We start from the raw sequence: 23,958 nt of genomic DNA, 5'->3' as shown, positions 1-23,958 counted from the left end.
TGCTCGAAGCTGGCTCTAAGAAGCAACGCTTGCAAAACTTTTAGGAGGAATGAAATGTCCTATATCGTTGATTTTAAAGATGTGTCTACGGTTGGCTTGGAGTCTTCACCAGTAGCAGAAGCGCTGGCTGGTTTACGAGCTAATGAAGCCCGCTACTTTATGAACAAATATAAGCATGAATTTACGGTTGTACAAGCTAGTGAAAGCCAGGAAACCCTTGATTATGTGAACCGGATTTTGAAAGAAGAACGTAATCTTGAGTTTGCGGCCAAGCCTTTGGAAACATCGCGTTTTCAAGTGGCAAATATCCAATTTGCCTACGTCTTTTATGAGGATGGTCTGGGGCTCAATGTCATGTATACGGTTGATGACCCTAAAAAGCGGGCCGTTGGTTTGAAGCTTTCTGAGGGGATGGAGGTACCAGAAGAGTTAGAAGGGAAGTTTAAGTTTGCCAGGCAGAAGTCTAAACTGGCCGGAACCATTCGTGGCTCGTTTTTTGTAATTAAAGGAGAATATTAAAGCAAGCAGACCACCGAGGGGGGAATGGTGTCATTTTACGTGACGCAATTCCCCCTCGCTAATTTTTTATGTCATCCGCATCCCGGATATAGAAATAAGGAAAAGGAAATGGAAATATTAGTAGAACGAATGATTTGTCCACCTTTTGCGATATTGATGGGGCGTGATGTCCATATGTTCCTTAAATAATTTGCAGAAGTACGAGACATTCGTCAAGCCGACCTCCTCGGCGATGAACGAAATCGGTTTGGTCGTTGTTGTCAATAAGCGAACGGACTGATGAATCCTGCGGGCCGCGATGTATTCCGAAATGCTGAGCCCGGTTGCTTCCTTAAATAAATGGGAAAGATGATAGGAGGATAGATGCAGCGATTTGGCCAAATCGTCCAATCGATAGGGAATATGATAGTTCGTCTCGATCCAGCTTAATATTTTTTCCACTTGGTGGTTTTTGCGTCCGGCAGGATACGCTGCGTAGTTCCCCTCCAGATGACCCCACATCGGCTTGAGAAAATGAAAGAAATTCACGAGAAAAAGCGAAATTTCCTCCGATCGATTCGTCTCTGCCCCTAAAGGCAACCTCTCCTGAAAGTTTCTAAATAGATGAACCAGGATATGCTGATCGTCAACTCCGTACAGGCAAGGGAAGGGCAGCTTCCCTAGATAAATATAGGTAAAGAAGGCATGAAGCGCTGGCCATTTCTCGAAATACGCTTCGAACATGGTGGGTTCAAAAATAGCCAAAGACCGTTCGAAACATTGGTCGTGTGAATAATCCAGCGTCAGATGATGAAGCTGAAAAGGCTGAAAAATACAGAGCATGCCGGGTTTGATCTCGTAGCTCCTGTTATTGACGATCATCGTGCCCCGGCCCTGGTGGATCAGCAGCAGCTCGATGCCCAGATGGGAATGAAAGGTTTCTTTATGCTCGTTGTTTACGCTTTTGCGTTTATAGGCGAAATAAATGGGATGCTCATTAAACTTATACAGATCATATCGCATGAATAAACACCCCCTGCTTCAATCATCTTCACTATAACGAGTCTCCGGCAAAACCGCAATATAGCGTTATTTTTTCCACCTTGCAGCCTCACAATGAGCAGCCTTCCTCGGGTACTATCATGTTGTGGACATCAATTTCGTGGGAGGAAATCATCATGTTAAAGGTTGCGATAATAGGCGCAGGGGCGATCTCCAAAGCTCATATCGAGGGTTACCTGCGGTTTAAGGAGCGATGCGAGATTGCTGCCTTATGCGATATGTATCCCGACAAGGCAGAAGCGAAGAAGCAGGAGTATGCATTGAATGCTAAAGTTGTTAGCGATTACAAAGAGCTGCTCGATGAGGGGATCGATCTCGTCTCCATCTGTTTGCCTCCGTATATGCATGCGCCGATTGCGGTAGATTTTCTGAATGCTGGAAGTCATGTATTGGTTGAAAAGCCGATGGCATCCTCGCTGGAGGAATGTGATCTCATGATCGAAGCAGCGCAAAAAAGCGGTAAAGTGCTGTCGGTCGTGGCGCAGAATCGGTTCACGAATCCCATCATGAAGCTTAAGAAGATGCTTGACACCGGACTGGCCGGCCCTATCCTGCATGCGCAGGTCGATTCCTTCTGGTGGCGTGGCCATTGCTACTACGATCTCTGGTGGCGCGGCACCTGGGAGAAGGAAGGAGGCGGCTGTACGCTTAATCATGCGGTTCATCACATCGACGCTTTGCTCTGGATGATGGGCCGTCCCGAGCAGGTTCAGGCGTTCATGAGCAATGTCGCGCATGACAATGCAGAGGTCGAAGATTTATCGATCGCAATGCTTCGTTATCCGAATGGGGCATTGGGGCAAATCACGAGCTCGGTCGTTCATCATGGTGAGGAGCAGCAGTTTATCTTCCAGGGGCAACATGCCCGCATCTCGGCTCCCTGGAAAGTAACGGCCTCCTCGTCCAAATCGAATGGATTCCCGGAAAAGAATACGGAGCTGGAAGAACGGCTTCAGCAGGTTTACGACAGCTTGCCGGATTTGCCGTATGAAGGGCATACCGCTCAAATCGACAACGTCCTGCATGCCATCGATTCGGGAGAGCCGCCGTTAATTGACGGAGTCAGCGGCCGCACGACCCTGGAGATGATTATGGGCATCTATAAGTCCGCCAGCACGGGAGAGAACGTCCGCCTTCCGCTGGCTGCGGGCGACTCGTTCTATACGCAAGCAGGCGTTAAACAGAATGCCATTCATTTCTACGAGAAAAGCGGTCATGTTGATAACTTCGCCGACCAGCAAATCACGATTGGAACGAAATTGGAATAGCCAATCACATTAAATAATTCGAGGTGAATTATGGATAAGAAGGATGGAATGAACTATGCACCTGTCGGGAAACCGATGCCTGTCGTCAAGCCCGGGGAATTCGTCATCGCAGCCATTGCGCTTGATCACGGTCATATTTATGGAATGGTAAACGGTCTGCTCGAAGCGGGCGCCACCTTAAAGTGGGTATATGATCGGGACCCGGATAGAGCGGGGGCTTTTAAGCACAAGTATCCTCAAGTACAAATAGCGTCGTCGGAAGAGGAAGTGCTTGGGGACCTGGAAGTACAACTGGTGGCCGGAGCCGCTATCACTTCCGAACGCTGCGACTTGGGCTTGCGCGTAATGGACGCGGGCAAGGATTATTTTACGGATAAAGCTCCGTTCACGACCCTGGAACAGTTGCAACAGGCCCGTGCCAAAGTTCGTGAAACGGGCAAAAAATACATGGTTTATTATAGCGAGAGGTTACATGACGAATCGGCCGTTTATGGCGGCCAGCTTGTCGAGGAGGGAGCGATTGGCCAGGTCGTACAAGTCACCGGCTTTGGCCCGCATCGTTTGAACGCGCCCTCACGTCCGGAGTGGTTTTTCCAGAAGGAGTACTATGGCGGCATTCTCTGCGATATCGGAAGCCATCAGATTGAGCAGTTTCTTTATTATGCCGGGTGTAAGAATGCCGAAGTGCTGCACAGCAAGATCGCGAATTACAGCTGCCCCGATTATCCGGAGCTTGACGATTTCGGCGATGCGACCTTGCTGGGGGATAATGGCGCGACGAATTATTTCCGGGTGGACTGGCTGACCCCGGACGGATTAAGTACATGGGGAGACGGACGTACGATAATTTTGGGAACAAAAGGCTACATCGAGCTGCGGAAGAATGTCGATATTGCCCGGGACGACTCAGGAGATCACGTCTATCTGGTCAATCAAGAAGGAGAATTCCACTTCCAGGTGGCCGGACAAATCGGCTATCCCTTCTTCGGTGAGCTCATTCTGGATTGCTTGCATCGAACCGAAAACGCGATGACACAAGAGCATGCCTTCCTCGCGGCGGAGCTGTGCCTGAAAGCTCAGGAGATGGCTATTAAAATTAAATAGACACTACGAATCCGCATAAGCAAGAGTCCCGGTGAATCGACTTCATCGGGTTTTTATTTGCCTTCTTTTTGGCTCATTCATAACCTGAGTGTATCTATGCATCATGCGAACCAAAATTCAAGTTTTGTGGTCTGTCGCCGAAAGGATATGATAGTTTTCGGATTTTGTCCGAGTCTAGGGTCGCGTATTTGGATTTGACCGGCAGCGGCAATGAGACCAGTGCCCATATCGAAGAGAACGGTCGAATCACGATCATGTTCTGCGCATTTCAGGGGCCACCGAACATCCTGCGCCTGTATGGAACCGGAGCAGTAATCACAAACAGGGATATGCCAAAAAATGAATTTGACACAGCAAATCCGTCATGATATATTTAGCCCGCTAAATAATATTTGAGGGATGATTAATTCATGACAGATTCAGTGGATTGTGATATTCGTCAGTCGTTAGATCGAATCTCCTCCCAAATGCGTCGACATTACAGCGAATCTCTAAGAGAGCTTAACCTTTATGTTGGCCAGGATAATTTACTGTATCGTTTGTGGTTAGGCGATGGGGTCACACAAATGCAACTATGTGAACATTTAAAATGCGAACCTCCTACGGTAACGAATATGGTTAAATCACTAGAGCAAAATGGATTTATATACCGCAAACGTGATAAACAAGATGCAAGAGTAATGCGCATTTATCTTACAGACAAAGGCAAAGAACTAGAGGTCCCAGTTGGAGTAAAATGGAGAGCGCAACAGGAAAAATTGCTACATTCTATTTCAATGGAGGAACGGTTGATACTAAGACAACTCATGCAAAAGATGGAGGATAACTTATCATGAGTTCTTCCGTCTTTCATAAATATTTAGCAAGCTAAATAGTGGATACCAAAGTTATATATCACTCAAAATAAGGAGCTGTTTTACATGAGTAAAAAAATTCGCACAGGAATTATTGGTGGGTCAATTAACAACGGATGGGCAAGAGGTACTCATATTCCAGCCATTGAGCATCTGCATGAATTTGAGCTCACGGCAATTGGAACAAGCAATATGCAGAGCGCAAAGAAGAGTGCTGAGGCTTTTCAGGCAAAGCATGGTTTCGATAACATGGAGCAATTGGCTCAACATCCCGATGTGGATATGGTAGTCATCAGCATAAACGTTAAAGATCACTATAAGGCAGTAAAAGCAATTGCCCCTGCTGGAAAACCGATTTACTGCGAGTGGCCACTGGGATCAAATACCGCTGAAGCGCTCGAAATGCAGGAATGGGCAGCGTCCCGCCAATTGCCAAACGCAATCGGTTTACAGGCAAGACAGGCTCCAGCTATCAATTATGTTAAGGATTTATTGGCAGAAGGTTATGTTGGAAAAGTCCTTTCGGCCAATTTGAAGATTTCGATCGATGGAATGGGTGGCGTCGCTGACAAAGCTACGGCATACTTATTTGATCGCAAGATCGGAGGCAACTTGCTCACGATTGTAGGCGGACATAATCTGGATGCATTCACTTACATGCTCGGGGACTTTACAGAACTTTCAGCCGTTACAGCGCAACAATTCCCTGAAGTCGAGTTGGTGGATATCCAACAAGTCGTTGAGAAAACGACAGATGATCAAATACTGATTACAGGAAAATTAACAAACGGTGCAGCAGCCAGCGTTCATATCCAAGGAGGTGTCAAACATCAGACAGGATTCACGCTTGAAATCTTCGGAGACAAGGGCACGATCGTGCTGAGCGCGCCTGCATCCATTCAATTCGGGTCACACCAACTACGCGGTGCAGGACCTACTGACAAAGAGCTTAGTGAGCTAACAATTCCCGATTCCTATTACCGGGTACCTGATTCCCTGAAAAATGACTCAGGTTTTGTTCTGAATGTTGCTCAGGCCTACCGCAAATTCGCTCAGGATATCGAAAAAGGAACATCCTTTACTCCAAGTTTTGCAGACGCGGTAAAACTTCATCAGTTCCTTGATACTGTGGAAAAAGCAGCACAAACCGGTGAACGTCAGTATTTATGACTAGGATTTAAATTTGAATGCATATTTCTCATGAATATTGAAACATGAAAATGCTATAAAAATACGAATCGGCAGCTATCAAGCACATGACAGCTGCCGATTTTTTTACGTTCACTCATTAGACTCAATCTATCCAAAACCTAGCATAAAACAGCCCCTTGCTGTATGGTAAGAAGAGAATGTAGTAAGCCTCAGCTTCAGCGGCTTTTTCAATGTGAAGAAACGGGAAGCACGTGGTTAACGATATAGCCTAAATTTCGAAAGTTAACTGGCACCAGAAATGAGCAAAGAGAGGACTAGGGAGATCATGGCTGAAAATCCGTTAGAGCTTGGCGGTAACGAACACATAATTGAAGATCCTATCATGGAATATGTGAATTCACCAGAGAAACAGCGTCGGCTGCATGCAAGAACATTGAAAGTGGTTATTGTTTCGCAGATTTTTGGCGGAGCAGGATTGGCAGCAGGTATTACGGTAGGCGCGTTGCTAGCACAGGCTATGCTTGGAACAGATAGCTATTCTGGAGTGCCTACTGCACTATTTACGCTTGGCTCTGCTATTGCTGCTCTATTAGTCGGCCGTCTCTCTCAACGATTGAGTCGCCGGGTAGGTTTAGCTACCGGATTCCTCGCAGGCGGCATTGGAGCTATTGGCGTGGTCCTCGCAGCTATTTACGACAACATTCCGTTACTTTTTATTTCCATGTTGATTTACGGAGGAGGGACAGCGACGAACCTCCAAGCGCGTTATGCAGGTACGGATCTGGCTTTACCCGCTCATCGGGCAAAAGCAATTAGTACGGCTATGGTATTTACCACCTTAGGAGCTGTTGCAGGTCCTAATCTCGTGAATGTCACCGGGCACTTTGCCACATCATTAGGAGCTCCAGCACTGTCGGGGCCTTTCATGTTGGCCGCAGCGGCATATTTTGTAGCTGGGCTTGTTCTATTGCTATTTTTGCGCCCAGATCCTCTCATTGTATCCAAGGCTATTGCTGAGCAGCAACGTATAGCAGGTGATCGTATTCAAAATGATCAATCTCGTGTGCAAGAACAAAGCGGTAATATAAAAGGTATTATTGTTGGAGCAACCGTCATGGTTCTTACCCAAGTGGTGATGATCGCAATTATGACCATGACTCCCGTTCATATGAAACACCATGGTCATAGCTTAGGTGAGGTAGGAATTGTTATCGGACTACATGTTGCAGCGATGTATCTGCCATCTCCACTTACCGGATATCTTGTTGATAAACTGGGCCGTGTCTTGATGTCGTACATAGCCGGCTTTACATTATTGCTCTCTGGTATATTAGCAGCCATTGTTCCTGGTGATTCAATGACGCTCCTTGTACTGGCACTTATCCTTCTTGGACTAGGCTGGAACTTTGGATTCATTAGCGGGACTGCAGCAATCGTGGATGCCACTACGCCTCAAGTCCGGGCGAAGACACAAGGTACCATAGATGTCCTAGTCGCTTTGGGTGGTGCTTCGGGAGGTGCGCTGTCCGGTATGGTTGTCGCGCAATCTAGTTATGCGACACTTTCCATGTCCGGAGCAATTCTGTCGCTATTGCTTATCCCAGTTGTAGTATGGTCACGGTCACAACAGAAAGAGAACTGAGACCGTTATCACAACATCAATTCATATCGAAGGAAAAAAACCGAAAGTTACAAATACAATTGCAGAATCGTGCCCCATAAGTAAGTTATAACGTTTAAAGCCACGATGATTGTCAAAAGTATGACATTAATACGACCGCCAGCCAGCCTACCATGTTTCCTGGTATAAAAACCAATGTAAGGCAAGCCCCAACATAACATCATTACCGCAAATGGTGTGAAAAGAATTTTAAAAACATAAGACAAACAGAAGAAACTATATCCGACAAGATTGATAAAAACCTCAAAGGCAATAGTACGCGCATATGTACCCGTAAATGGAACTTTATAAACGATAACTCGGTACCATTGCCAGATCATTCGTATAAACATTTGGGAATTTTTCTTTAAGACCGAGCAACCGCATATCTATGTTGCTGTTTCCAAAAGAGCGAACACTTGTTTTTATTATATCAAGTAAAACCATGTCGAGCAATTGAACGGCCCAAAGGCTGTTGGCTTCATCCCATACCTAAAGGCAAAGGCTTTCTCAGTTAATTTGGGGATGGAGTATTTTGTAACAAATAGTCAAAGGAAACACAGAATACGCTTCTTTATTTCCCATAAATGTGTTATTGTTGGTAATGGGGGTGATTTCGTTTGTTTGATCGATAAGGAAAACAATATGATAAGCGGAGGTTGGGTTATGCTCAAAAAAATGAAGAAATATGGAGTTTGCAGCTTAGCACTTGTATTGCTGGCTTCTGTGGTCTTTACCGGATGGAGTACCCGCGCATCAGCAGCTGATTTCAGGTCATTGCAGGCTTCGCAAATGGTGTCGGAGATGGGTGCAGGATGGAATTTGGGGAATCAGCTTGAAGCAACGGTAAACGGCATACCGAATGAGACAGCTTGGGGCAATCCTGCCGTTACCCCGGAGCTGATCAAAAAGGTGAAGGCTGCGGGCTTCAAAACGATTCGAATCCCCGTTTCTTATTTCAATCATATTGGAAGCGCTCCCAATTATACGATTAACGACGCATGGTTGAATCGAATCCAAACCGTGGTTGACTATGCTTACAATGAAGGCTTGTATGTCGTCATTAACATCCATGGCGATGGGTACAATTCCATGCCGGGTGGATGGTTGCTGGTGAATGGAGGCAATCAAGCTGCCATTAAGGAAAAGTATCAGCGGGTTTGGCAGCAGATTGCTACCAAGTTCAGCAGCTATAATGAGCGTCTTATTTTCGAATCCATGAACGAAGTGTTTGACGGGAACTACGGCAATCCCAATCAGGCATATTACACTAATCTGAACGCCTACAATCAAATCTTCGTGGATACTGTCCGGAAGACCGGTGGTAATAACAATGCCAGATGGTTGCTCATTCCGGGCTGGAATACCAATATTGATTATACTGCAGGTAATTATGGCTTCGTCCTTCCGACAGACAATTTCAGATCCCCATCAATTCCTAGCTCGCAAAAGAGAATCATGATCTCGGCACACTATTACTCTCCTTGGGATTTTGCAGGTGAAGAATCCGGTACGATTACACAGTGGGGAGCAACAGCCACGAATCCTTCCAAAAAGTCTACTTGGGGACAAGAGGACTATCTGGATTCGCAATTCAAATCCATGTACGATAAGTTTGTAACTCAAGGCTATCCTGTTGTAATCGGTGAATTCGGCTCCATCGATAAAACGCCGTATGATTCAAGCAATCATGTATATCGTCAAGCCTATGCCAAAGCTGTGACAGCAGCCGCGAAGAAATACAAAATGGTTCCTGTTTATTGGGACAATGGACATAACGGTCAGCATGGTTTCGCTTTGTTTAACCGTTCAAACTATACCGTTACCCAGCAAGGCATCATTGATGCCATCATGCAAGGTATGCAATAAGCAAACATTGCGCCAAAACGGGCAAACGGCGTGTTCCTGTAAAAGAGAGGGACATGCCGTTTTATCTATCTATTGTATACTCGAAACCATGCTATCCATCATTCTTTGAGCGCACCGATCATAACGCCGTGCACAAAATATTTCTGCAGAAACGGATGCAGGACCAAGATCGCCAACTAATCGTCTGTACGACTCGTTTGAAAAAAGCAAAGGGATCGGTTATGCCGGCAAGATGAAATGTTTATTATGACAAACAGAAAGACTCAGATGGGGATTAAGCTACCGGGAAGATAGTTTATCCTTGAAGGATCTACTTGACTTTAATCGAACGGTCGTTTAACTTTGAACCATGAGACATAAAGATGAAAAAAAAAGTGAGAGTATTTTTAAGGCAGCGATCCAGCTGATCAATGAAATTGGTTTATCGGATGCTTCAATGTCCAAGATTGCGAAGAAAGCAGGCGTATCTGCTTCGACGATTTACGTTTACTTTGAAAACAAGGAGGATATGCTGAATAAATTGTATTTGAGCATCAAAAAGAAGATGAGTCTAGAAGTGTTTTATAATTACGATGACTCCATCTCCATCCGAGCAGCATTTGATCATGCCTTGAGACAGTTTATTAACTTTATTTTGACCAACAAAGATGAATTTTTATTTGTTGAGCAATTTTCAAACTCGCCTCTCCTTCATAAGCTATCCCTCAAAGAAGGAATAGATTTATTTGAGCCGATCTTTAACTTATTTGAAAAAGGTAAGAGTCAGAAAGTTTTCAAACAGGTTGATACGAGTCTGCTCCATATGTTCATGTTTAATCCAGCCATGCAATATGCTAAAGGATATTTTGGTGGACAAATGGAGTTGAAAGAGGAAAGCGTGAACGAATTGATTCAAATGTGCTGGGATGCTGTAAAAGCATAGTTCGATACTTTCAGAGGGTCAAGTCCCTCTGATTAAAAACCGCTTGATTTTAATCGAATGATCGTTTATTATAAAATGGATCAATCGGGAGATCATAAGGTAATCCAGAATTTTTTTGTTTTAACAATAAACGAACGTTCGATTAATATTTTATGAAAAGAGGAGAAAAAGTGAATACTAAATATAATCAACTGTTCCAACCTTTCACCTTCAATAACGGCATCACGATCAAGAATCGCGTCGTTATGGCACCAATGACAACCTGGGCAAGCAACGATGATCTAACTATATCCGACGAGGAGGCGAGCTATTACCGCAAAAGAGTGAACGGGGTTGGACTCGTGATTACAGGGTGCACGCAGGTCACTGCAAACGGACAAGGCTTTACGAATGAATATGCCGCTTACGACGATTCCTTTATTCCGAGCTTGCGAAAACTCGCAGATGCTGCGAAAAGTGGCGGGGCTCCTGCGTTGCTTCAAATTTTCCATGCCGGTAATAAAGCTTTGCCGGACCTCGATATCGTAAGTGCTAGTGCAATGAAAACGGAAGCGACGCCTTTTGCTCCAAGCGTAGAATCTAGAGAGCTATCCCACGAGGAAATCTTATCCATGATCCGTGCCTTTGGAGAAACCACGAGAAGAGCAATTGAAGCTGGGTTTGACGGTATCGAAATTCACGGGGCACATGGATTCTTGGTTCAAAACTTCTGGTCCCCAATGTCAAATCAACGTACCGACGAATGGGGCGGCACACTCGAAAACCGCTTGCGTTTTCCTACAGCCGTTATTAAAGAGATCCAGAGTGTCATTAAGAAACATACGCAAAAACCGTTTATTTTGGGCTTCCGCATTTCCCCCGAAGAATCAGGAGATGGGGGATTGCGTATGAAAGATACTTACGAATTAATCGAACGGCTTGTTCAATTGGATGTCGATTATATCCATGCTTCTTTAGGTGACCTGGCCTCGAGACCGATTGATAACGAAGGTAATAAACCGATACTCGAATTGATTCTCGAAAAAGTAAACGGCAGAGTACCGGTTATCGCAGCTGGTTCTGTTAAAACACCGGACGATGCGCTTAAAGCTGCAGAGTTAGGGTTACCGTTAATTGCGATCGGTCATGCGTTAATTACGGACCCAGATTGGGTTCAAAAGGTCGAAACTGGCCGGGAGGCCGAAATCGATACAGAGTTGAAGGTATCAAAACTCGATCAGCTGGAAATTCCGGACAAGCTTTTGAATGTGATTGAGGCAATGCCGGGTTGGTTTGCGATCAACAAAGCTTAAGGGACGGGTATCGATAGCTCAATGAAACATCGAACAGACTGCAGCCTGGCAAAAATCTCGTTATCTTCGGCAGCCCGAGAGCAGCGAAGACACTGCATTATTAATTCAGTAGATTCTTAATTTTGAACAATACATGACGGCAGCCGGCCAACTACCGGTTGCCGTTTTTTTAACTTTTTTTCGCAGGGACGAGTCAACGGTAAATGGATTGTCATCAGATAACACGGCCGATCGTTTACATTCGCGAAACTATTTTCTCTACATACACGCATTAAATTCTTTTAACAACGAAAAATAATCACATTGTGAATTTGATATATGTGCTCTAATTAAAACATTTGTAAATCCGATAAATTAGTTAGAAGTCATTCATACAGGTCTGCAAAGACCGCAGGGGGGAAATAAGTGAAGACAGCATTAGACATCCGGGGCGTTATCCTGACTCTCATCATCCTGGCTCTGATCGGTACCGGCTGCACCAGTCAAACAGCTGCCGTACAGCCACAAGCCGAAGGTGCAGCAAAGGGTCAAAAAGTGCTTAAAGTGGCCTGGTGGGGCAATGATGGACGGAAAGAAAGAACAATGAAGGTGATTGAATTATTCGAGAAAAAATATCCAAACATTAAAGTCGAACCAACGGACGCGCCGAACGGCGACTATTGGGTGCTGCTTGCAATGAAAGCAGCCGATCAGGATTTTCCGGATGTTATCCAGATGGACTACAAATATATCAACGAATATATTAAACGCAAGCTGATTATGCCGCTGGATGATCTGGTTGCCTCCGGGAAGCTTGATGTTTCCGATTTGGATGACAGTTCACGCGCGGCGGGCACGTTTGACGAAAAGCTCTACGGCATCGTTACTGGCGTGAATGCCCCATCCGTCATGTACAATCCCGAAATATTCGAGCAAACGGGCGTTCCAACGCTATCGGCTGGATATACGTACGAGGACCTCATTCAGACAGCGAGGGAGCTCAAAGAACAAATCAATCAGCCGGATTTTATACCGATCGGTTCTGGCGCGCTTGACTTCGCCTATTATCTTAGGCAACATGGAGCCAGCTACTATGCAGCTGACGGCAAAGGACTGGGTTATGACAAGGATGAATATTTATCCGACTTCTTCAAGATGGAGAAAATGCTCATTGATGAGGGGCTGATGGCGAGTCCCGATGTGATCAATGCCTTGTCCTCCGATAAGGATGCGCTGATCATCAACAAGCGAGCCGCTTTCCACACCATCACGAGCAACAACGTCGGTTCTTACAGCAGCTTGTCGGGCACAGCCATGAGGCTCCTGCCATTCCCGGCGCTTAAGGGCGGCTCCGAAGGAAACTACGTCAAGCCATCAATGTATTTTTCTGTCTCTTCCTATACCAAGCAATCCGAGGAGGCTGCCCTGTTTATTGATTTTTTCATTAATGATCTTGAAGCGAACGAAATCTTATTGGGCGAACGCGGTGTTCCGGCCACAGCCAAAGTACGCGAGCATTTGCTGGACCAAATGAAGGGAAGCGACAGAGAGCAGTATGTCTACATGGAGCATGTCGAGAAAAACTCAAGTCCGATCGACCCTCCTGTTCCACTGGTGTCCAGCAGTATCAATACGTTGTTTAGCAAAATCAGAAACAAGATGCTGCTTGGGCAAATGACGCCAGAGGAAGCTGCAAAACAATTCCGGGACGGCGCGAACGAAATTTTTGCAGATGCCGCTTCTTAGGCCGAAAGGACACTAATCGATGAAACTAACCATTGGCAAAAAGCTCTATGGCGGCTTCCTATCCGTCCTCTTATTGCTCGCAACTGTCGCATCACTTAACTATGTCGAGCTTGATTCGATTAATGAAAAGTACCAGAAACTGCTGAAGGAACGCGCTGACGTGGTCAGCCAGGTTAAGGATTTAAGCCTTTCGATCAAAAATGAAAACCTTAGCATCACCAATTTCCTCCTGATGAATGACGAATCGGAAATAGACGCATATCGTGATGCCGTACGCAGCTACAACGCGGTGAGCAAACAGATTCAGGCCGTAACAACCGATGCTGACGACTGGCTGCTTTTGCAAGGGCTCGATTTGCTTCAGCAAAACTACTCGAGCAACGCCGAGGAAATGATCGAGTTCAAAAAACTGAATAAAGTAGAAGACTATATGCGTGTCGCCGCCAAAAACGAACCAATCATCAAAAAGTTCATGGAAACGGCTGACCGTTACATCAAGCTTCAGGAAGAAGCTTTAAAACAGGATATGGCGTTGATCTCGGACCATATACTCAAAACGAGGCTGACGATCATCATTATTTCGGTCACTACGATTATTTTAGGCTTCGTTATTGCGTTTGTGATCAGCCGGTTAATCACCAAACCCATTGTGCGAATCACGAAAGCCGCCGAGTTGATTGCAAATGGGGATCTGACCAGCGAAGCCGTGAACGTGAAAAATGGTGATGAGCTGGGCACGCTGGCCACATCCTTTAATACGATGATGCAAAATTTGCGTAACCTGATTGAGCAAGTATCGCAAAATGCCCTTCAGGTCGCGGCGTCATCCGAGCAGCTTACCGCAGGAGCCGACCAGACAACAAAAGCCACCGAGCAGGTGGTCGAAATTATCGAGCAGGTGGCCGAGGGCTCCGAGAAGCAGATTCGAGCGATTCAGGAAAGCGTTGCTTTTGTGAACAACATGTCCGTGGAAGCGGGCAGCATTGCTTCAAGCGCCTCTCAAGTCGCCGAGAAATCACGAATCGCGGCACAGACTGCGATAGACGGAAGCGTGTCCGTGCAAACGGCTGTCGAGCAAATGGGCAATATTCAAACTACCGTGCAAAACATTACTGAAGAGGTGAGCATTCTCGGCTCGCGCTCTGATGAAATCGGCAAAATCGTAGAGGTGATTGCAGGCATTGCCAAGCAGACGAACCTGCTCGCTCTTAACGCGGCGATTGAAGCATCGCGCGCAGGGGAAGCCGGGCGCGGATTTGCCGTCGTTTCGGAGGAAGTACGCAAGCTGGCCGAGCAATCGACGCAATCCAGCAAACAAATCGCCATGTTGGTCCGTTCCATTCAGTCGGATACCGAGCGTACTGTCCAATCCGTTCAAGAGGGGACGGAGGTTGTGCAAGCCGGGATTGCCGCGGTATCTGTTGCTGGCGAAGCCTTCGCCAACATCAAGCAGGCCGTCAATTCCGTGAGCCTGCAAATCGAGTCGGTATCCGAGGCATCACAGCAAATGTCCGAGGCAACGAACAAGCTGGCGGTCTCTCTGCAGGGGGTTGCCGAAGTGGCTGAAGAAACGTCTTCCGGCGCTATAAGCGTGTCTGCCGCAACCGAGCAGCAACTGGCGACGATGGAGGAGATCACCTCGTCCTCCCAGGAGCTTGCTAAAATGTCCGAGGAGCTGCTGCATTTTGTCAAGGACGTCAAGCTTTAAAGAAGCTGCCGTTTTTTCAACTAACAGATACGCATTTTAAACAAGTGATTTGAGCTTCTCAATAAAGTAATATTATGACATGCGGCGGCCGGCCACTCGATCGGTCGCCGTTCGTCGTTGAACGAAAGGACAGAATACAATACCGTAACTGATACATTTTGGATTCCGGAACCGTCTTTATACTAAAAGAGCGAAAGGAGAATTGAAGATGAGGTTGTTTGAACTGTTGCTCTTATTGTCAAGCATCGGCTTGTTTGCATTAACAGTTCTATTAAAAAAAGGACGGCGTAGAATTCCAGTATCCGTTGCAAGCGGGTTCGCCACACTTTTACTGGTCATTCATTGGACGGTGGAAGGATACAGAGTTCAGCTATTTTTCCCATATTGCATCACGATCATATTTTTAGCCATTTCAGGTTATAGCTATTTTAAAAACAACGGTCCCCAAAAAATTCCGAGATTCATGTTGGGAACGGCTTATACCGCTATAGCAATAATGCTGGTCGTAACAGCGGGGCTCATGTATGCTTTTCCTGTATTTAAACTACCTGAACCGACAGGCGAATTAAAGGTAGGAACGCAAACTTTTCATTTCGTGGATACGAATAGGGAAGAGATTTTCGACGAAGCCCGAAATGGCAAGAGAGAATTGATGGTTCAGGTATGGTATCCGGCTCAAGCCGGCACCGGCAAGTACGCGCCCTTTGTTCCCAATCCTCAGGTTTTGCCTTATATGGCCGCGGACTATGGCCTTCCCGGGTTTACTTTTCAACACTTGAAGTACGTATCCGGTCATGCTTATTCGGGAGCCGAAGTCTCTTCGGCACAGACTTCATACCCGCTGATCCTTGCGAATCCCGGCAACGGCTCTTCCAGGTTCCTCCACACGTCGCAAGCCGAAAATTTTGCGAGTCACGGATATATCGTGGCCGTGATCGACCACACCTACAATACATTTGCAACTGAGTTTCCGGACGGGCGAATCACGACCAGCACAATCAACGACTTATTCTCGCCGGGCCAAGATTACCGGACGAGTAGAGAAAATCGCGACAAGTTGGGAGAAGTTCTAACCGGCGATGTGGCGTTTGCGCTGGACCAATTCGAGCTCATCCAATCGGGGCAGATTCCAAGTCATCTAAAAGGGAGGATTGATCTTCGTCATGTCGGGGTGTTCGGCCATTCCATCGGCGGAGCGACGGCCTATGACGCTTCTTACGATCCGCGAATCGCGGTTGGAATAGACCTTGATGGAGGGCTTTATCGGCTGCGTGACAGAGAGGGTCTGCGAAAGCCGTTTTTGTTCATCAACTCGGAAAGCTATTTCGAACAATTAAAAAGGGTGATCGATAACCGGGTATACACGGATGCAGAGCTTAACCGTATGGGCTCAACAAGAGAGTGGGAGGATCAAGTAACGGAAGATAAAAAGTTGGAGCTTGAACGGATGCGCGAAACGGTCGACGAAGGGGGACAAGTTCTCTATATCGAAAATACGGAGCATTTGAATTTTGCCGACGTACAGTTTGTTTCTCCGATTTTCAACATGCTGGGCATTACCGGATCGATTGCGCCCGAAAGAGCGAACTCCGTTATCAATGCCTATATGCTTGATTTCTTCGATATGTATCTGAAAAATCAAGGCGGAATCTTAATGAAAGGACCGGATAGCCGCTTTCCGGAAGTGAAGTTCGTAACCGCGCTATAAAGTACGGAGCAGGCTACCGGTTTTGATATGCTAATAAGAATGAAGAGACCATAGCTCGTCGCTATGGTCTCTACGAAATTCGCCTCACTCACTTCAACTGTCCGTCAACGCCTACCACTGAACCGTTTGATTGCTTCCTCGGTCACCGGCGCGAAGAGGTTAACAAGATTGCCGTCGGGATCGCGAAACAGCACGGCACGGTTCCCCCACGGCATTGTGGTAGGTTCCTTTACCCACTCATCGACAAACGGCTTCAAGCGCTCGTATTCGGCATCGACATCGTGGACGTGGAACTCGATGATGACAGTGTGATTGCTGGCCGCCACTGCGGAACCAGCGCCGAACAGTTGCACCGTTTGGGAGTGGCCGATCGCCAGGGTGCACGATGGCATAACGAGTTCGGCAAAGACAGGCGCAGGGCGTTCCGCCGAAACACCCGTGATTTTCTCATAGAACTCGACGAGACGATCCACGTCATCAGTAATGATGCGTACAGAAGCAAAATTCACGAGATACCATCCTTCCTATAATAAGTGATACAATACCGTATCATATCATTTTGGGCCAAATACTTCATATTTACTCCACTCCTTTACGATTACTTACTCGACTATACAAAAACACTACTGACAACGGTATGTCAGTAGTGTTTTATAAAGAAATCATAGGAAAAGAGTGATATCAAGTTTTCGTAAGTATTTGTAGGGATATAGGTTCTTATTCGTCTTTGGACTCTAAGAAAAAATCTTTGTAATCTGGATTACAGAAGAGGAAATTATGGTGGTTTATGATGAATGAACTTTGCCACAAATAAAGATATTTGAATCGCTTCCGGCAGGAATTTGAACGGCGTCGAATTGTTCGTAGATGGCGGTATGGCTCAAGTCTGACCTTTGCCATTCGTGAGAGTAATATTCGCTTGGAAGATTAAGGAGCCGACAATTCTATTAAAACCAGGCGTAAGGGTGCTGATAAAATGCACCCTTTTAATATGCCATGCAAAAAAACATAAAGACCTGTTTTAGAAAAGGGATATGCTCGTGTAGCATACATATATCCACCGAATATTAAGTACGTGGACCAGTTTAAAGAGATTCAAGCTAAAGCTCAAATGTCAGGGGTAGGGATCTGGAGCATTGAGAATTATGCGCAGGAAGATGGATTTAACGTTGCTGCAGCTGATAAAACAAATGCTGAAAAAATTTCAACCAAGAAAACAGAATCCAGCATTGAGCATCTCGTTATATTAAGGTCACCTCATAAAACGGAAAAATCGTACGCTAGCAATGCTACACATGCTGTTTTAACGTCAGTAAGCCCAATTAACGGACCCAACCACTCTCCTTCCATTTCCCATTCCCCATGCACTTCAAGTCCCAAATCGAGAAAAAATGCCTTCGCTGCTGACAGATCATTTACGTTTATACTCACATGATCGATTCGATGGATCTTCATATCCCATACCTCCAAGTACTTAAATATAGGGGTGCCGCCAACAAATTGCGAATTTGTTGGCGCTTTCCCTTATAGAGTTCCTAGTGTTTCAACTGTGAAAGGTTTCGGTTTGCCAAACCGTCCGTTCCGGATTTTCATCGTATTCGATGGCGTCCAACAGGTGTCCTGCCGTTATGGTCAGCGTGTTGGCCTGCTCGATTTTTGGCATGGAAACAACGATATGAAAGGCCATCCGCAAAGGGACAGCCTTCGTTTTTAATGAAAATTAACGGATTAAAGCTGGATCATATTCAATCAAGCCTGCACTGGCATGTCGCTTCAAGGCTTTGACATCTTGCAGGGGAGGGAGTCCGAACAGGCGACGGTATTCTCGGTTAAATTGAGAGGGGCTTGAGTAGCCAACTTCCAAGGAGGCATTGGTTACATCCATTTGACCGCTAATGAGCAGCCTCCTTGCTTCTTGAAGCCGAAGTTGCTTCTGGTACTGTAGCGGTCCCATTGAAGTTATAGCTTTGAATTTGTGATGCAGACCGGACACGCTCATGTTGGTGGCGTTAGCGAGCTCTTCCATAGTAAAGGAACGGGCATAATTGTCTTTGATCCAGGCGATAGCCTTACCAATGCCCTCGGCTTGCTGGTCAAAGAACACCTGTTGAAAGAACAGATGGCCGTACTCACCACACAGCAGTTTGAAGATGAGTTCCCGTTTGATTAATCCTGATATGAAGAGGGTTTCTTCTTCAGGCTTATCAAGAAGCGTTAACAGCCGAACAAACAAGACAAGTAATTCCTCGTCTGCCCTACCGATAAAAGCAGCAGTCGAATGTTTATCGCGCGGCCGAACTTTTAATTGGGATTCCGTGATAACCGACGCTATTTCTTGAACTGTAAAATCAATTCGCAAGCCGATATAAGGCTGCGTATCCAAAGTGTCGGCATTCACTTGCGCTGTTGTCGGTAAAGTGATGAGTGAAGTCAAAAAATCGCCTTCCCGTGCATAAAGAATATGCTCTCCGGTATGAATTTTTTTTGAACCCTGCAGAACCAGACAAAATGAAGGACTCAACACGACGGGAATCGGCGGCATCTGGCGACTGTATCTGTTTATGGTCAAATAAGGGATTCGGGTTTGATAACGGCTGTCGATACTTACTCTACTCTCAGCCATTGCCTTAACCTGCTCCAATAAATGTTGGCGCAGAACATGCTGTCCCGATTCCTCTAAAGCCGAGAAGGTAACCATGTCGATCTCCTCTCTTTATAAAGTTTCCATTATATCAGCTTACTTGCAGGATCGAGCAATTTTTCGGCAGAAATCATCAGGTTTTCTTCTATAGTGTAATCTATAATGAACTTAGCAGCAAATAGAAGGAGGATAGGGAAAGTATAGATAACAAGGAATTTTTTTGAAATCCTTTATTGCGGATCTGACCAAGAAATATACACTCATTACAATCAGAGGAGAGGGAGGAAGTTAAAATGATCATAAAGCCACGAAAACTGGGGACACAAGGACTGGAAGTATCGGCGATTGGTTTGGGCTGCATGGGGATGAGTCAGTATTATGGTAAAGCCGATGAGCAAGAATCGATCGCTCTCCTGCATCAAGCCATTGAAATTGGCTGCAATTTCTTCGATACGGCTCAAGGCTATGGACCGCTTATGAATGAAGAACTGCTCGGCAAGGCCTTCAAAGACAGACGTGATCAAGTTATTATCGGTACTAAATTCGGGTTCCGATTCAAGGACGGAAAACAAGTCGGTGCTGAAAGGGCCAGCCGGCCCGAGGAAATCCGTGAGGCCGTGGAAGGCTCTTTGAAGAGGCTGAAAACAGACTATATCGATTTGTTGTACCAGCACCGCATCGATCCGGCCGTACCGATCGAAGAAGTTGCCGGTACTGTAGGCGATTTGGTCCGGGAGGGGAAGGTGCGATTTTTCGGACTGTCCGAGGCTGGAAAAGCCAACATCCGCCGAGCGCATGCCGTTCATCCGGTTTCTGTCCTGCAAAGCGAATATTCACTATGGGAGCGCAACCTGGAGGAGGATATTATTCCGGTTTTACGAGAACTAGGCATTGGACTTGTTCCGTTCTGCCCACTCGGACGCGGATTCCTGACGGGAGCTGTCATGCGGGCCGAGGATTATCCGGAAGACGATTACAGACGCAATGATCCACGTTTTCAGGGAGAGAATTATGATCTTAACAGGAAAGCGGCAGAGGTCGTTTCGGAAATAGCGGCAGGTAAAAAAGTAAAACCAAGTCAAATTGCCTTGGCCTGGCTGCTTCATAAAGGTGAGGACATCGTACCGATTCCAGGTACGAAACGTCTCCAATACTTGGAAGAGAATATGGCTTCGGCTGAAATTGTTCTGAGTGGTTCCGAGCTAAAGGAACTTGACGAAGCAATGGCGCAAGATAACATTTCTGGGCAACGTTATCCGGATTGGGTTATGGAAACGATTGATCGCTGAAGGTTTCCTTTGCATTCATAAACCATTACAAACGAATCAAGCTGTGGAGGGTATGAGGATGAAGGATCAAAATAAACAAACAGTTTTAGTTACCGGCGGTACTGGTTTTGTGGCGGGATGGACCATTTACGAACTCCTCAGATGGGGATATAAAGTACGGACCACCGTAAGAAGTAAGGAGAAGGAACTGTCGGTTCGTAATATGCTTTCGGATATTGGGATAGATACCTCACCATTGTCTTTTTATATAGCGGAACTTACCAGCGATGAGGGTTGGAACGAGGCGGTGGCAGGGGTGGAGTACGTGCTTCATATTGCTTCTCCGCTTGTTACGGGGGATCATGACGACCTGAACGCTTTCGTGATCCCTGCTCGCGATGGGGCGCTTCGTGTACTTCGGGCGGCGATTAATGCCAGTGTCGAACGTGTGGTCATGACTTCTTCGCTCGCTGCTGCAACCCCTGATATTTCCAGTGAAAACCAGCAGGTCAACGAGTCGTTTTGGTCCGATCCGAACGACAAAAATCTGAATTCTTACCGCAAATCGAAGGCCATTGCCGAAAAGGCTGCTTGGGATTTTATGAAGGAGCACACAAGCAAAACCACTTTAGCGACGATCCTTCCGGGAGCTATATTTGGTCCTATTCTTTCTGCTCCCGTTCCGAGTTCCATCGGAGTGATCCAAAATCTGGTACAGGGGAAAGGACCGGGTAATCCGAATATCGGATTCGAAATCGTCGATGTACGCGATTTGGCAGATCTCCATATTCGGGCGATGACTGAGCCGAAGGCATCTGGACAACGGTATATTGCCAGCAGCGGATATATGAGGATGGTCGATATGGCCAAGTATCTGAAGCAAAAGTTAGGGGAAGAGGGAAAAAAGATTACGACCCGATCTATTCCGGATTTTGTGCTAAAGAGTGCCGCCAAATTAAATCCGTCCCTAGCCTCCCTAGTTCCAATGCTGGGACGTAAATTCCGTTATACTTCGAAAAAAGCAAGGTCGGAGCTGGGCTGGAATCCTCGTCCGGTGGAAGAGACCGTTTTGGACAGCGCAAAAAAACTGATCGAGTCTCATTTGATTTAATAGAGTATTACTTGATCGATTAAATACATTCAATGTTTTTTGGTTCGTTTTTTCTGTAATCTGTTTCACATATAGGATTCATATGTTTTATATCTCTTCCTTATAAGCGAAAAACTTTGTAATCTGGATTACAGAAGAGGAAATTATGGTGGTTTATGATGAATGTAGCACTCCGCTATAGGTTATGTTACACGAGGAACGATGATCGCGGAGAGTGGAGCGGTTGTCGTTCGCAACATTGAAAGGAGGAGCAAAATGTTACATGATGAGGCGACGGAAAACATAACATCATTTTTGCCACAAATAAAGATATTTGAATCGCTTCCAGCAGAAATTATCCGTGAAATCGAACAATTGGTAACAAGATCAAATACGTATAAGTTTTCAAAAAACTCTATTCTTCAGACGCCCGGTAATGAAAGGAATGGCTTGTTTTTCGTAATCGCCGGTAAACTTCGCTTTTACAAAACCAATTCGGCCGGCAAACAACATACGGTCTGCATCCTAAGTGAAGGCGGCATGTTTGGCGAAGTTGAAACGTTTTCATTGGGCACAAGAGGGACTTATGTGGAGACGATGGAAGACTCGATTGTTTTTTCGATTCCGACTGAACAATTCGAACCGCTTTTAAGCAAGTATTCTGAATTGTCTTTACGATTTTTATCGGAAATAAGCAAACGCCTGCGAGATCAGGATGAATTGGTGGAAAAATTAGTTTTTAGGGATCTACGTGGTAAAGTGCTTTATTTTCTCAACCGACTATCTAAAAAGTTCGGCATAGAAGAAAATGGATACCAAAAAATCGATATTCCCCTGACTCATCAAGAATTGGCCAATATGATCGGTGCCACAAGAGAGGCGGTATCGCTTATCTTACAGGAACTATCCAATGAAGGTATTCTCGTGACCAGCCGTAGAATGGTCATGATTCATATCGAAAAAGCAATGAAAGAACTGGATTGATTTCATGACCTGTATGAATTTCCCTTCGACTATATGCTTTTCAACGTAATCTAAATTACTGTCGAATTATTCATCTAGCGTTATGATAAATGCCGTAACGGAATCACTGCAAAATATGAAACTTATAGGAGGAGTCAACATGTCCAATCAACAAGTTCAACTGAATATTCGATTCAAAGCTAAACCAGGGAAAAAAGAAGAATTCCGCAAGGAGCTATCTTCCCTTATTGAGGAGATGTCATCCGAGAAGGCATTCATTAGCGCCATTGTTTCGGACGATCTGGATCAGCCGGATGACTTGATCATTTATGAAACATGGCAAGGCACGAGAGATAGCTGGCTTGCGGAAGAATTTATTAAACCATACCGCAAGAATTACGAAGGAACACTGGGCGATTTAATTGTGGATAGAAGCGTCAGCTGGTTGCAACCGAAGGGCGAATGGGGAAGTCATATAACGAATGCATGATGACGTTGAATCTTTAACACTTTAAGGTCCATGAGGATGCATTAATTTCATGGGGGGCATATAGACATGGGGAAATTGAAAGACTTGGACAAACTGTTTGATACGGTAAAGCAGGAGAAAGGACATCTGGATATTCTATTCGCAAACGCTGGACTTGGCAGCATTCTGCCCTTGGGTCAAATTACGGAAGAGCAGTACGACACGACCTTCAACGTGAACGTAAAAGGTACTTTGTTCACCATCCAAAAGGCTTTGCCGCTGTTTCCAAATATGACGGGAACCATCATCATAGGTACCAAGTCAGCTCTCCGTCAGATGGCGAGGAACTGGGTAATGGATTTGAAAGGCACAGGGATACGACTTAATGTACTGAGCCCTGGCATGGTCCACACGCCAGCTTATGATGATCTGTTTGGCGAGGCGTTAAATCACGTCCTTGAATCGGCGAAGAATGTCGTTCCGCTAAGCCGCTTGGGCAAGACGGAGGAGATTGCCAACGCGGTGGTGTTTCTGGCCTCGGAGGAAAGCAGCTATGTGAACGGCGTCGAATTGTTCGTAGATGGCGGTATGGCTCAAGTCTGACCTTTGCCATTCGTGAGAGTAATATTCGCTTGGACGATTAAGGAGCCGACAATTCTATTAAAACCAGGCGTAAGGGTGCTGATAAAATGCACCCTTTTAATA

Annotated in this window: 21 protein-coding genes and 4 pseudogenes; 19 read left to right on the top strand and 6 right to left on the bottom strand. The window is 45.8% G+C overall.

The window, feature by feature from the left end:
- The first annotated feature begins 54 nt into the window (after positions 1-54).
- Positions 55-519, top strand: a complete 465-nt coding sequence (locus ACE41H_RS02355; protein ID WP_375353064.1) for a DUF8821 family protein — start codon at positions 55-57, stop codon at positions 517-519.
- 117 nt (positions 520-636) lie between these two features.
- On the opposite strand, the gene ACE41H_RS02350 is transcribed toward ACE41H_RS02355, so the two are convergent.
- Positions 637-1,521, bottom strand: a complete 885-nt coding sequence (locus ACE41H_RS02350) for a helix-turn-helix domain-containing protein (RefSeq protein WP_375353062.1) — start codon at positions 1,519-1,521, stop codon at positions 637-639.
- 155 nt (positions 1,522-1,676) lie between these two features.
- Between ACE41H_RS02350 and ACE41H_RS02345 the strand changes: the two genes are divergently transcribed.
- The 7 genes and pseudogenes from ACE41H_RS02345 to ACE41H_RS02315 all read left to right on the top strand — a co-directional run bounded on the left by ACE41H_RS02345 (position 1,677) and on the right by ACE41H_RS02315 (position 9,467).
- Positions 1,677-2,828, top strand: a complete 1,152-nt coding sequence (locus tag ACE41H_RS02345; protein ID WP_375353060.1) for a Gfo/Idh/MocA family protein — start codon at positions 1,677-1,679, stop codon at positions 2,826-2,828.
- A gap of 30 nt (positions 2,829-2,858) precedes the next feature.
- Complete coding sequence (locus ACE41H_RS02340; protein WP_375353058.1) at positions 2,859-3,932, top strand: Gfo/Idh/MocA family protein; 1,074 nt, start codon at positions 2,859-2,861, stop codon at positions 3,930-3,932.
- Between the two features lie 131 nt (positions 3,933-4,063).
- Positions 4,064-4,249 (top strand): annotated as a pseudogene (locus ACE41H_RS02335) (PNPOx family protein); the annotation flags it as partial.
- A gap of 93 nt (positions 4,250-4,342) precedes the next feature.
- Positions 4,343-4,768, top strand: coding sequence for a MarR family winged helix-turn-helix transcriptional regulator (locus ACE41H_RS02330; protein ID WP_375353056.1), 426 nt, complete (start codon positions 4,343-4,345; stop codon positions 4,766-4,768).
- An 84-nt stretch (positions 4,769-4,852) separates the two neighbouring features.
- The gene (locus ACE41H_RS02325) at positions 4,853-5,956 is read left to right on the top strand and encodes a Gfo/Idh/MocA family protein (protein ID WP_375353054.1); all 1,104 of its coding nucleotides are present in this window, start codon (positions 4,853-4,855) and stop codon (positions 5,954-5,956) included.
- A gap of 364 nt (positions 5,957-6,320) precedes the next feature.
- On the top strand, positions 6,321-7,580 hold the full coding sequence (locus tag ACE41H_RS02320; protein WP_375353159.1) for an MFS transporter: 1,260 nt from the start codon (positions 6,321-6,323) through the stop codon (positions 7,578-7,580).
- A gap of 684 nt (positions 7,581-8,264) precedes the next feature.
- Entirely contained in the window at positions 8,265-9,467 is a 1,203-nt protein-coding gene (locus ACE41H_RS02315) for a glycoside hydrolase family 5 protein (RefSeq protein WP_375353052.1), read from the top strand.
- A 98-nt stretch (positions 9,468-9,565) separates the two neighbouring features.
- Here the strand turns inward: ACE41H_RS02315 and ACE41H_RS02310 are convergent.
- Positions 9,566-9,643 (bottom strand): annotated as a pseudogene (locus ACE41H_RS02310) (ABC transporter permease); the annotation flags it as partial.
- Positions 9,644-9,816: 173 nt separating this feature from the next.
- On the opposite strand from ACE41H_RS02310, the gene ACE41H_RS02305 reads away from it, so the two are divergent.
- The 5 genes from ACE41H_RS02305 to ACE41H_RS02285 all read left to right on the top strand — a co-directional run bounded on the left by ACE41H_RS02305 (position 9,817) and on the right by ACE41H_RS02285 (position 16,822).
- Positions 9,817-10,389 carry a TetR/AcrR family transcriptional regulator gene (locus tag ACE41H_RS02305; protein ID WP_375353050.1) on the top strand — a complete coding sequence of 191 codons (573 nt, stop codon included), beginning with the start codon at positions 9,817-9,819 and terminating at the stop codon, positions 10,387-10,389.
- A gap of 170 nt (positions 10,390-10,559) precedes the next feature.
- The gene (locus ACE41H_RS02300; RefSeq protein ID WP_375353048.1) at positions 10,560-11,681 is read left to right on the top strand and encodes an NADH-dependent flavin oxidoreductase; all 1,122 of its coding nucleotides are present in this window, start codon (positions 10,560-10,562) and stop codon (positions 11,679-11,681) included.
- 405 nt (positions 11,682-12,086) lie between these two features.
- Entirely contained in the window at positions 12,087-13,406 is a 1,320-nt protein-coding gene (locus ACE41H_RS02295; RefSeq protein ID WP_375353046.1) for an ABC transporter substrate-binding protein, read from the top strand.
- A gap of 19 nt (positions 13,407-13,425) precedes the next feature.
- Positions 13,426-15,114, top strand: coding sequence for a methyl-accepting chemotaxis protein (locus ACE41H_RS02290; RefSeq protein WP_375353044.1), 1,689 nt, complete (start codon positions 13,426-13,428; stop codon positions 15,112-15,114).
- Between the two features lie 208 nt (positions 15,115-15,322).
- On the top strand, positions 15,323-16,822 hold the full coding sequence (locus ACE41H_RS02285) for an alpha/beta hydrolase family protein (protein ID WP_375353042.1): 1,500 nt from the start codon (positions 15,323-15,325) through the stop codon (positions 16,820-16,822).
- Between the two features lie 104 nt (positions 16,823-16,926).
- On the opposite strand, the gene ACE41H_RS02280 is transcribed toward ACE41H_RS02285, so the two are convergent.
- Positions 16,927-17,331 carry a VOC family protein gene (locus tag ACE41H_RS02280; RefSeq protein WP_375353040.1) on the bottom strand — a complete coding sequence of 135 codons (405 nt, stop codon included), beginning with the start codon at positions 17,329-17,331 and terminating at the stop codon, positions 16,927-16,929.
- A gap of 524 nt (positions 17,332-17,855) precedes the next feature.
- Between ACE41H_RS02280 and ACE41H_RS02275 the strand changes: the two are divergent.
- A pseudogene (locus tag ACE41H_RS02275) lies at positions 17,856-17,945 on the top strand (thermonuclease family protein); the annotation flags it as partial.
- 134 nt (positions 17,946-18,079) lie between these two features.
- Here ACE41H_RS02275 and ACE41H_RS02270 read toward each other — a convergent pair.
- The 3 genes from ACE41H_RS02270 to ACE41H_RS02260 all read right to left on the bottom strand — a co-directional run bounded on the left by ACE41H_RS02270 (position 18,080) and on the right by ACE41H_RS02260 (position 19,520).
- The gene (locus ACE41H_RS02270; protein ID WP_375353039.1) at positions 18,080-18,277 is read right to left on the bottom strand and encodes a VOC family protein; all 198 of its coding nucleotides are present in this window, start codon (positions 18,275-18,277) and stop codon (positions 18,080-18,082) included.
- Positions 18,278-18,365: 88 nt separating this feature from the next.
- Positions 18,366-18,515, bottom strand: coding sequence for a hypothetical protein (locus ACE41H_RS02265; RefSeq protein ID WP_375353038.1), 150 nt, complete (start codon positions 18,513-18,515; stop codon positions 18,366-18,368).
- A gap of 27 nt (positions 18,516-18,542) precedes the next feature.
- A complete protein-coding gene (locus tag ACE41H_RS02260; protein ID WP_375353036.1) occupies positions 18,543-19,520 on the bottom strand; it encodes an AraC family transcriptional regulator in 978 nt (325 codons plus the stop codon).
- Positions 19,521-19,762: 242 nt separating this feature from the next.
- On the opposite strand from ACE41H_RS02260, the gene ACE41H_RS02255 reads away from it, so the two are divergent.
- The 5 genes and pseudogenes from ACE41H_RS02255 to ACE41H_RS02235 all read left to right on the top strand — a co-directional run.
- Positions 19,763-20,752 carry an aldo/keto reductase gene (locus ACE41H_RS02255; RefSeq protein ID WP_375353157.1) on the top strand — a complete coding sequence of 330 codons (990 nt, stop codon included), beginning with the start codon at positions 19,763-19,765 and terminating at the stop codon, positions 20,750-20,752.
- A gap of 58 nt (positions 20,753-20,810) precedes the next feature.
- Positions 20,811-21,842, top strand: a complete 1,032-nt coding sequence (locus tag ACE41H_RS02250; protein ID WP_375353034.1) for an SDR family oxidoreductase — start codon at positions 20,811-20,813, stop codon at positions 21,840-21,842.
- A gap of 255 nt (positions 21,843-22,097) precedes the next feature.
- The gene (locus tag ACE41H_RS02245) at positions 22,098-22,805 is read left to right on the top strand and encodes a Crp/Fnr family transcriptional regulator (protein ID WP_375353033.1); all 708 of its coding nucleotides are present in this window, start codon (positions 22,098-22,100) and stop codon (positions 22,803-22,805) included.
- Positions 22,806-22,944: 139 nt separating this feature from the next.
- Positions 22,945-23,274 (top strand): putative quinol monooxygenase, encoded by a 330-nt coding sequence (locus tag ACE41H_RS02240; RefSeq protein WP_375353031.1) that lies wholly within the window; start codon positions 22,945-22,947, stop codon positions 23,272-23,274.
- 63 nt (positions 23,275-23,337) lie between these two features.
- Positions 23,338-23,856 (top strand): annotated as a pseudogene (locus ACE41H_RS02235) (SDR family oxidoreductase); the annotation flags it as partial.
- Positions 23,857-23,958: the final 102 nt, after the last annotated feature.

Origin of the sequence: Paenibacillus enshidis, from assembly GCF_042136365.1 — a bacterium.
GTDB classification, from domain to species: domain Bacteria; phylum Bacillota; class Bacilli; order Paenibacillales; family Paenibacillaceae; genus Paenibacillus; species Paenibacillus enshidis.
Note: the sequence above shows the minus strand (reverse complement) of the source record. Positions and strands in the feature narration are given on the sequence as shown.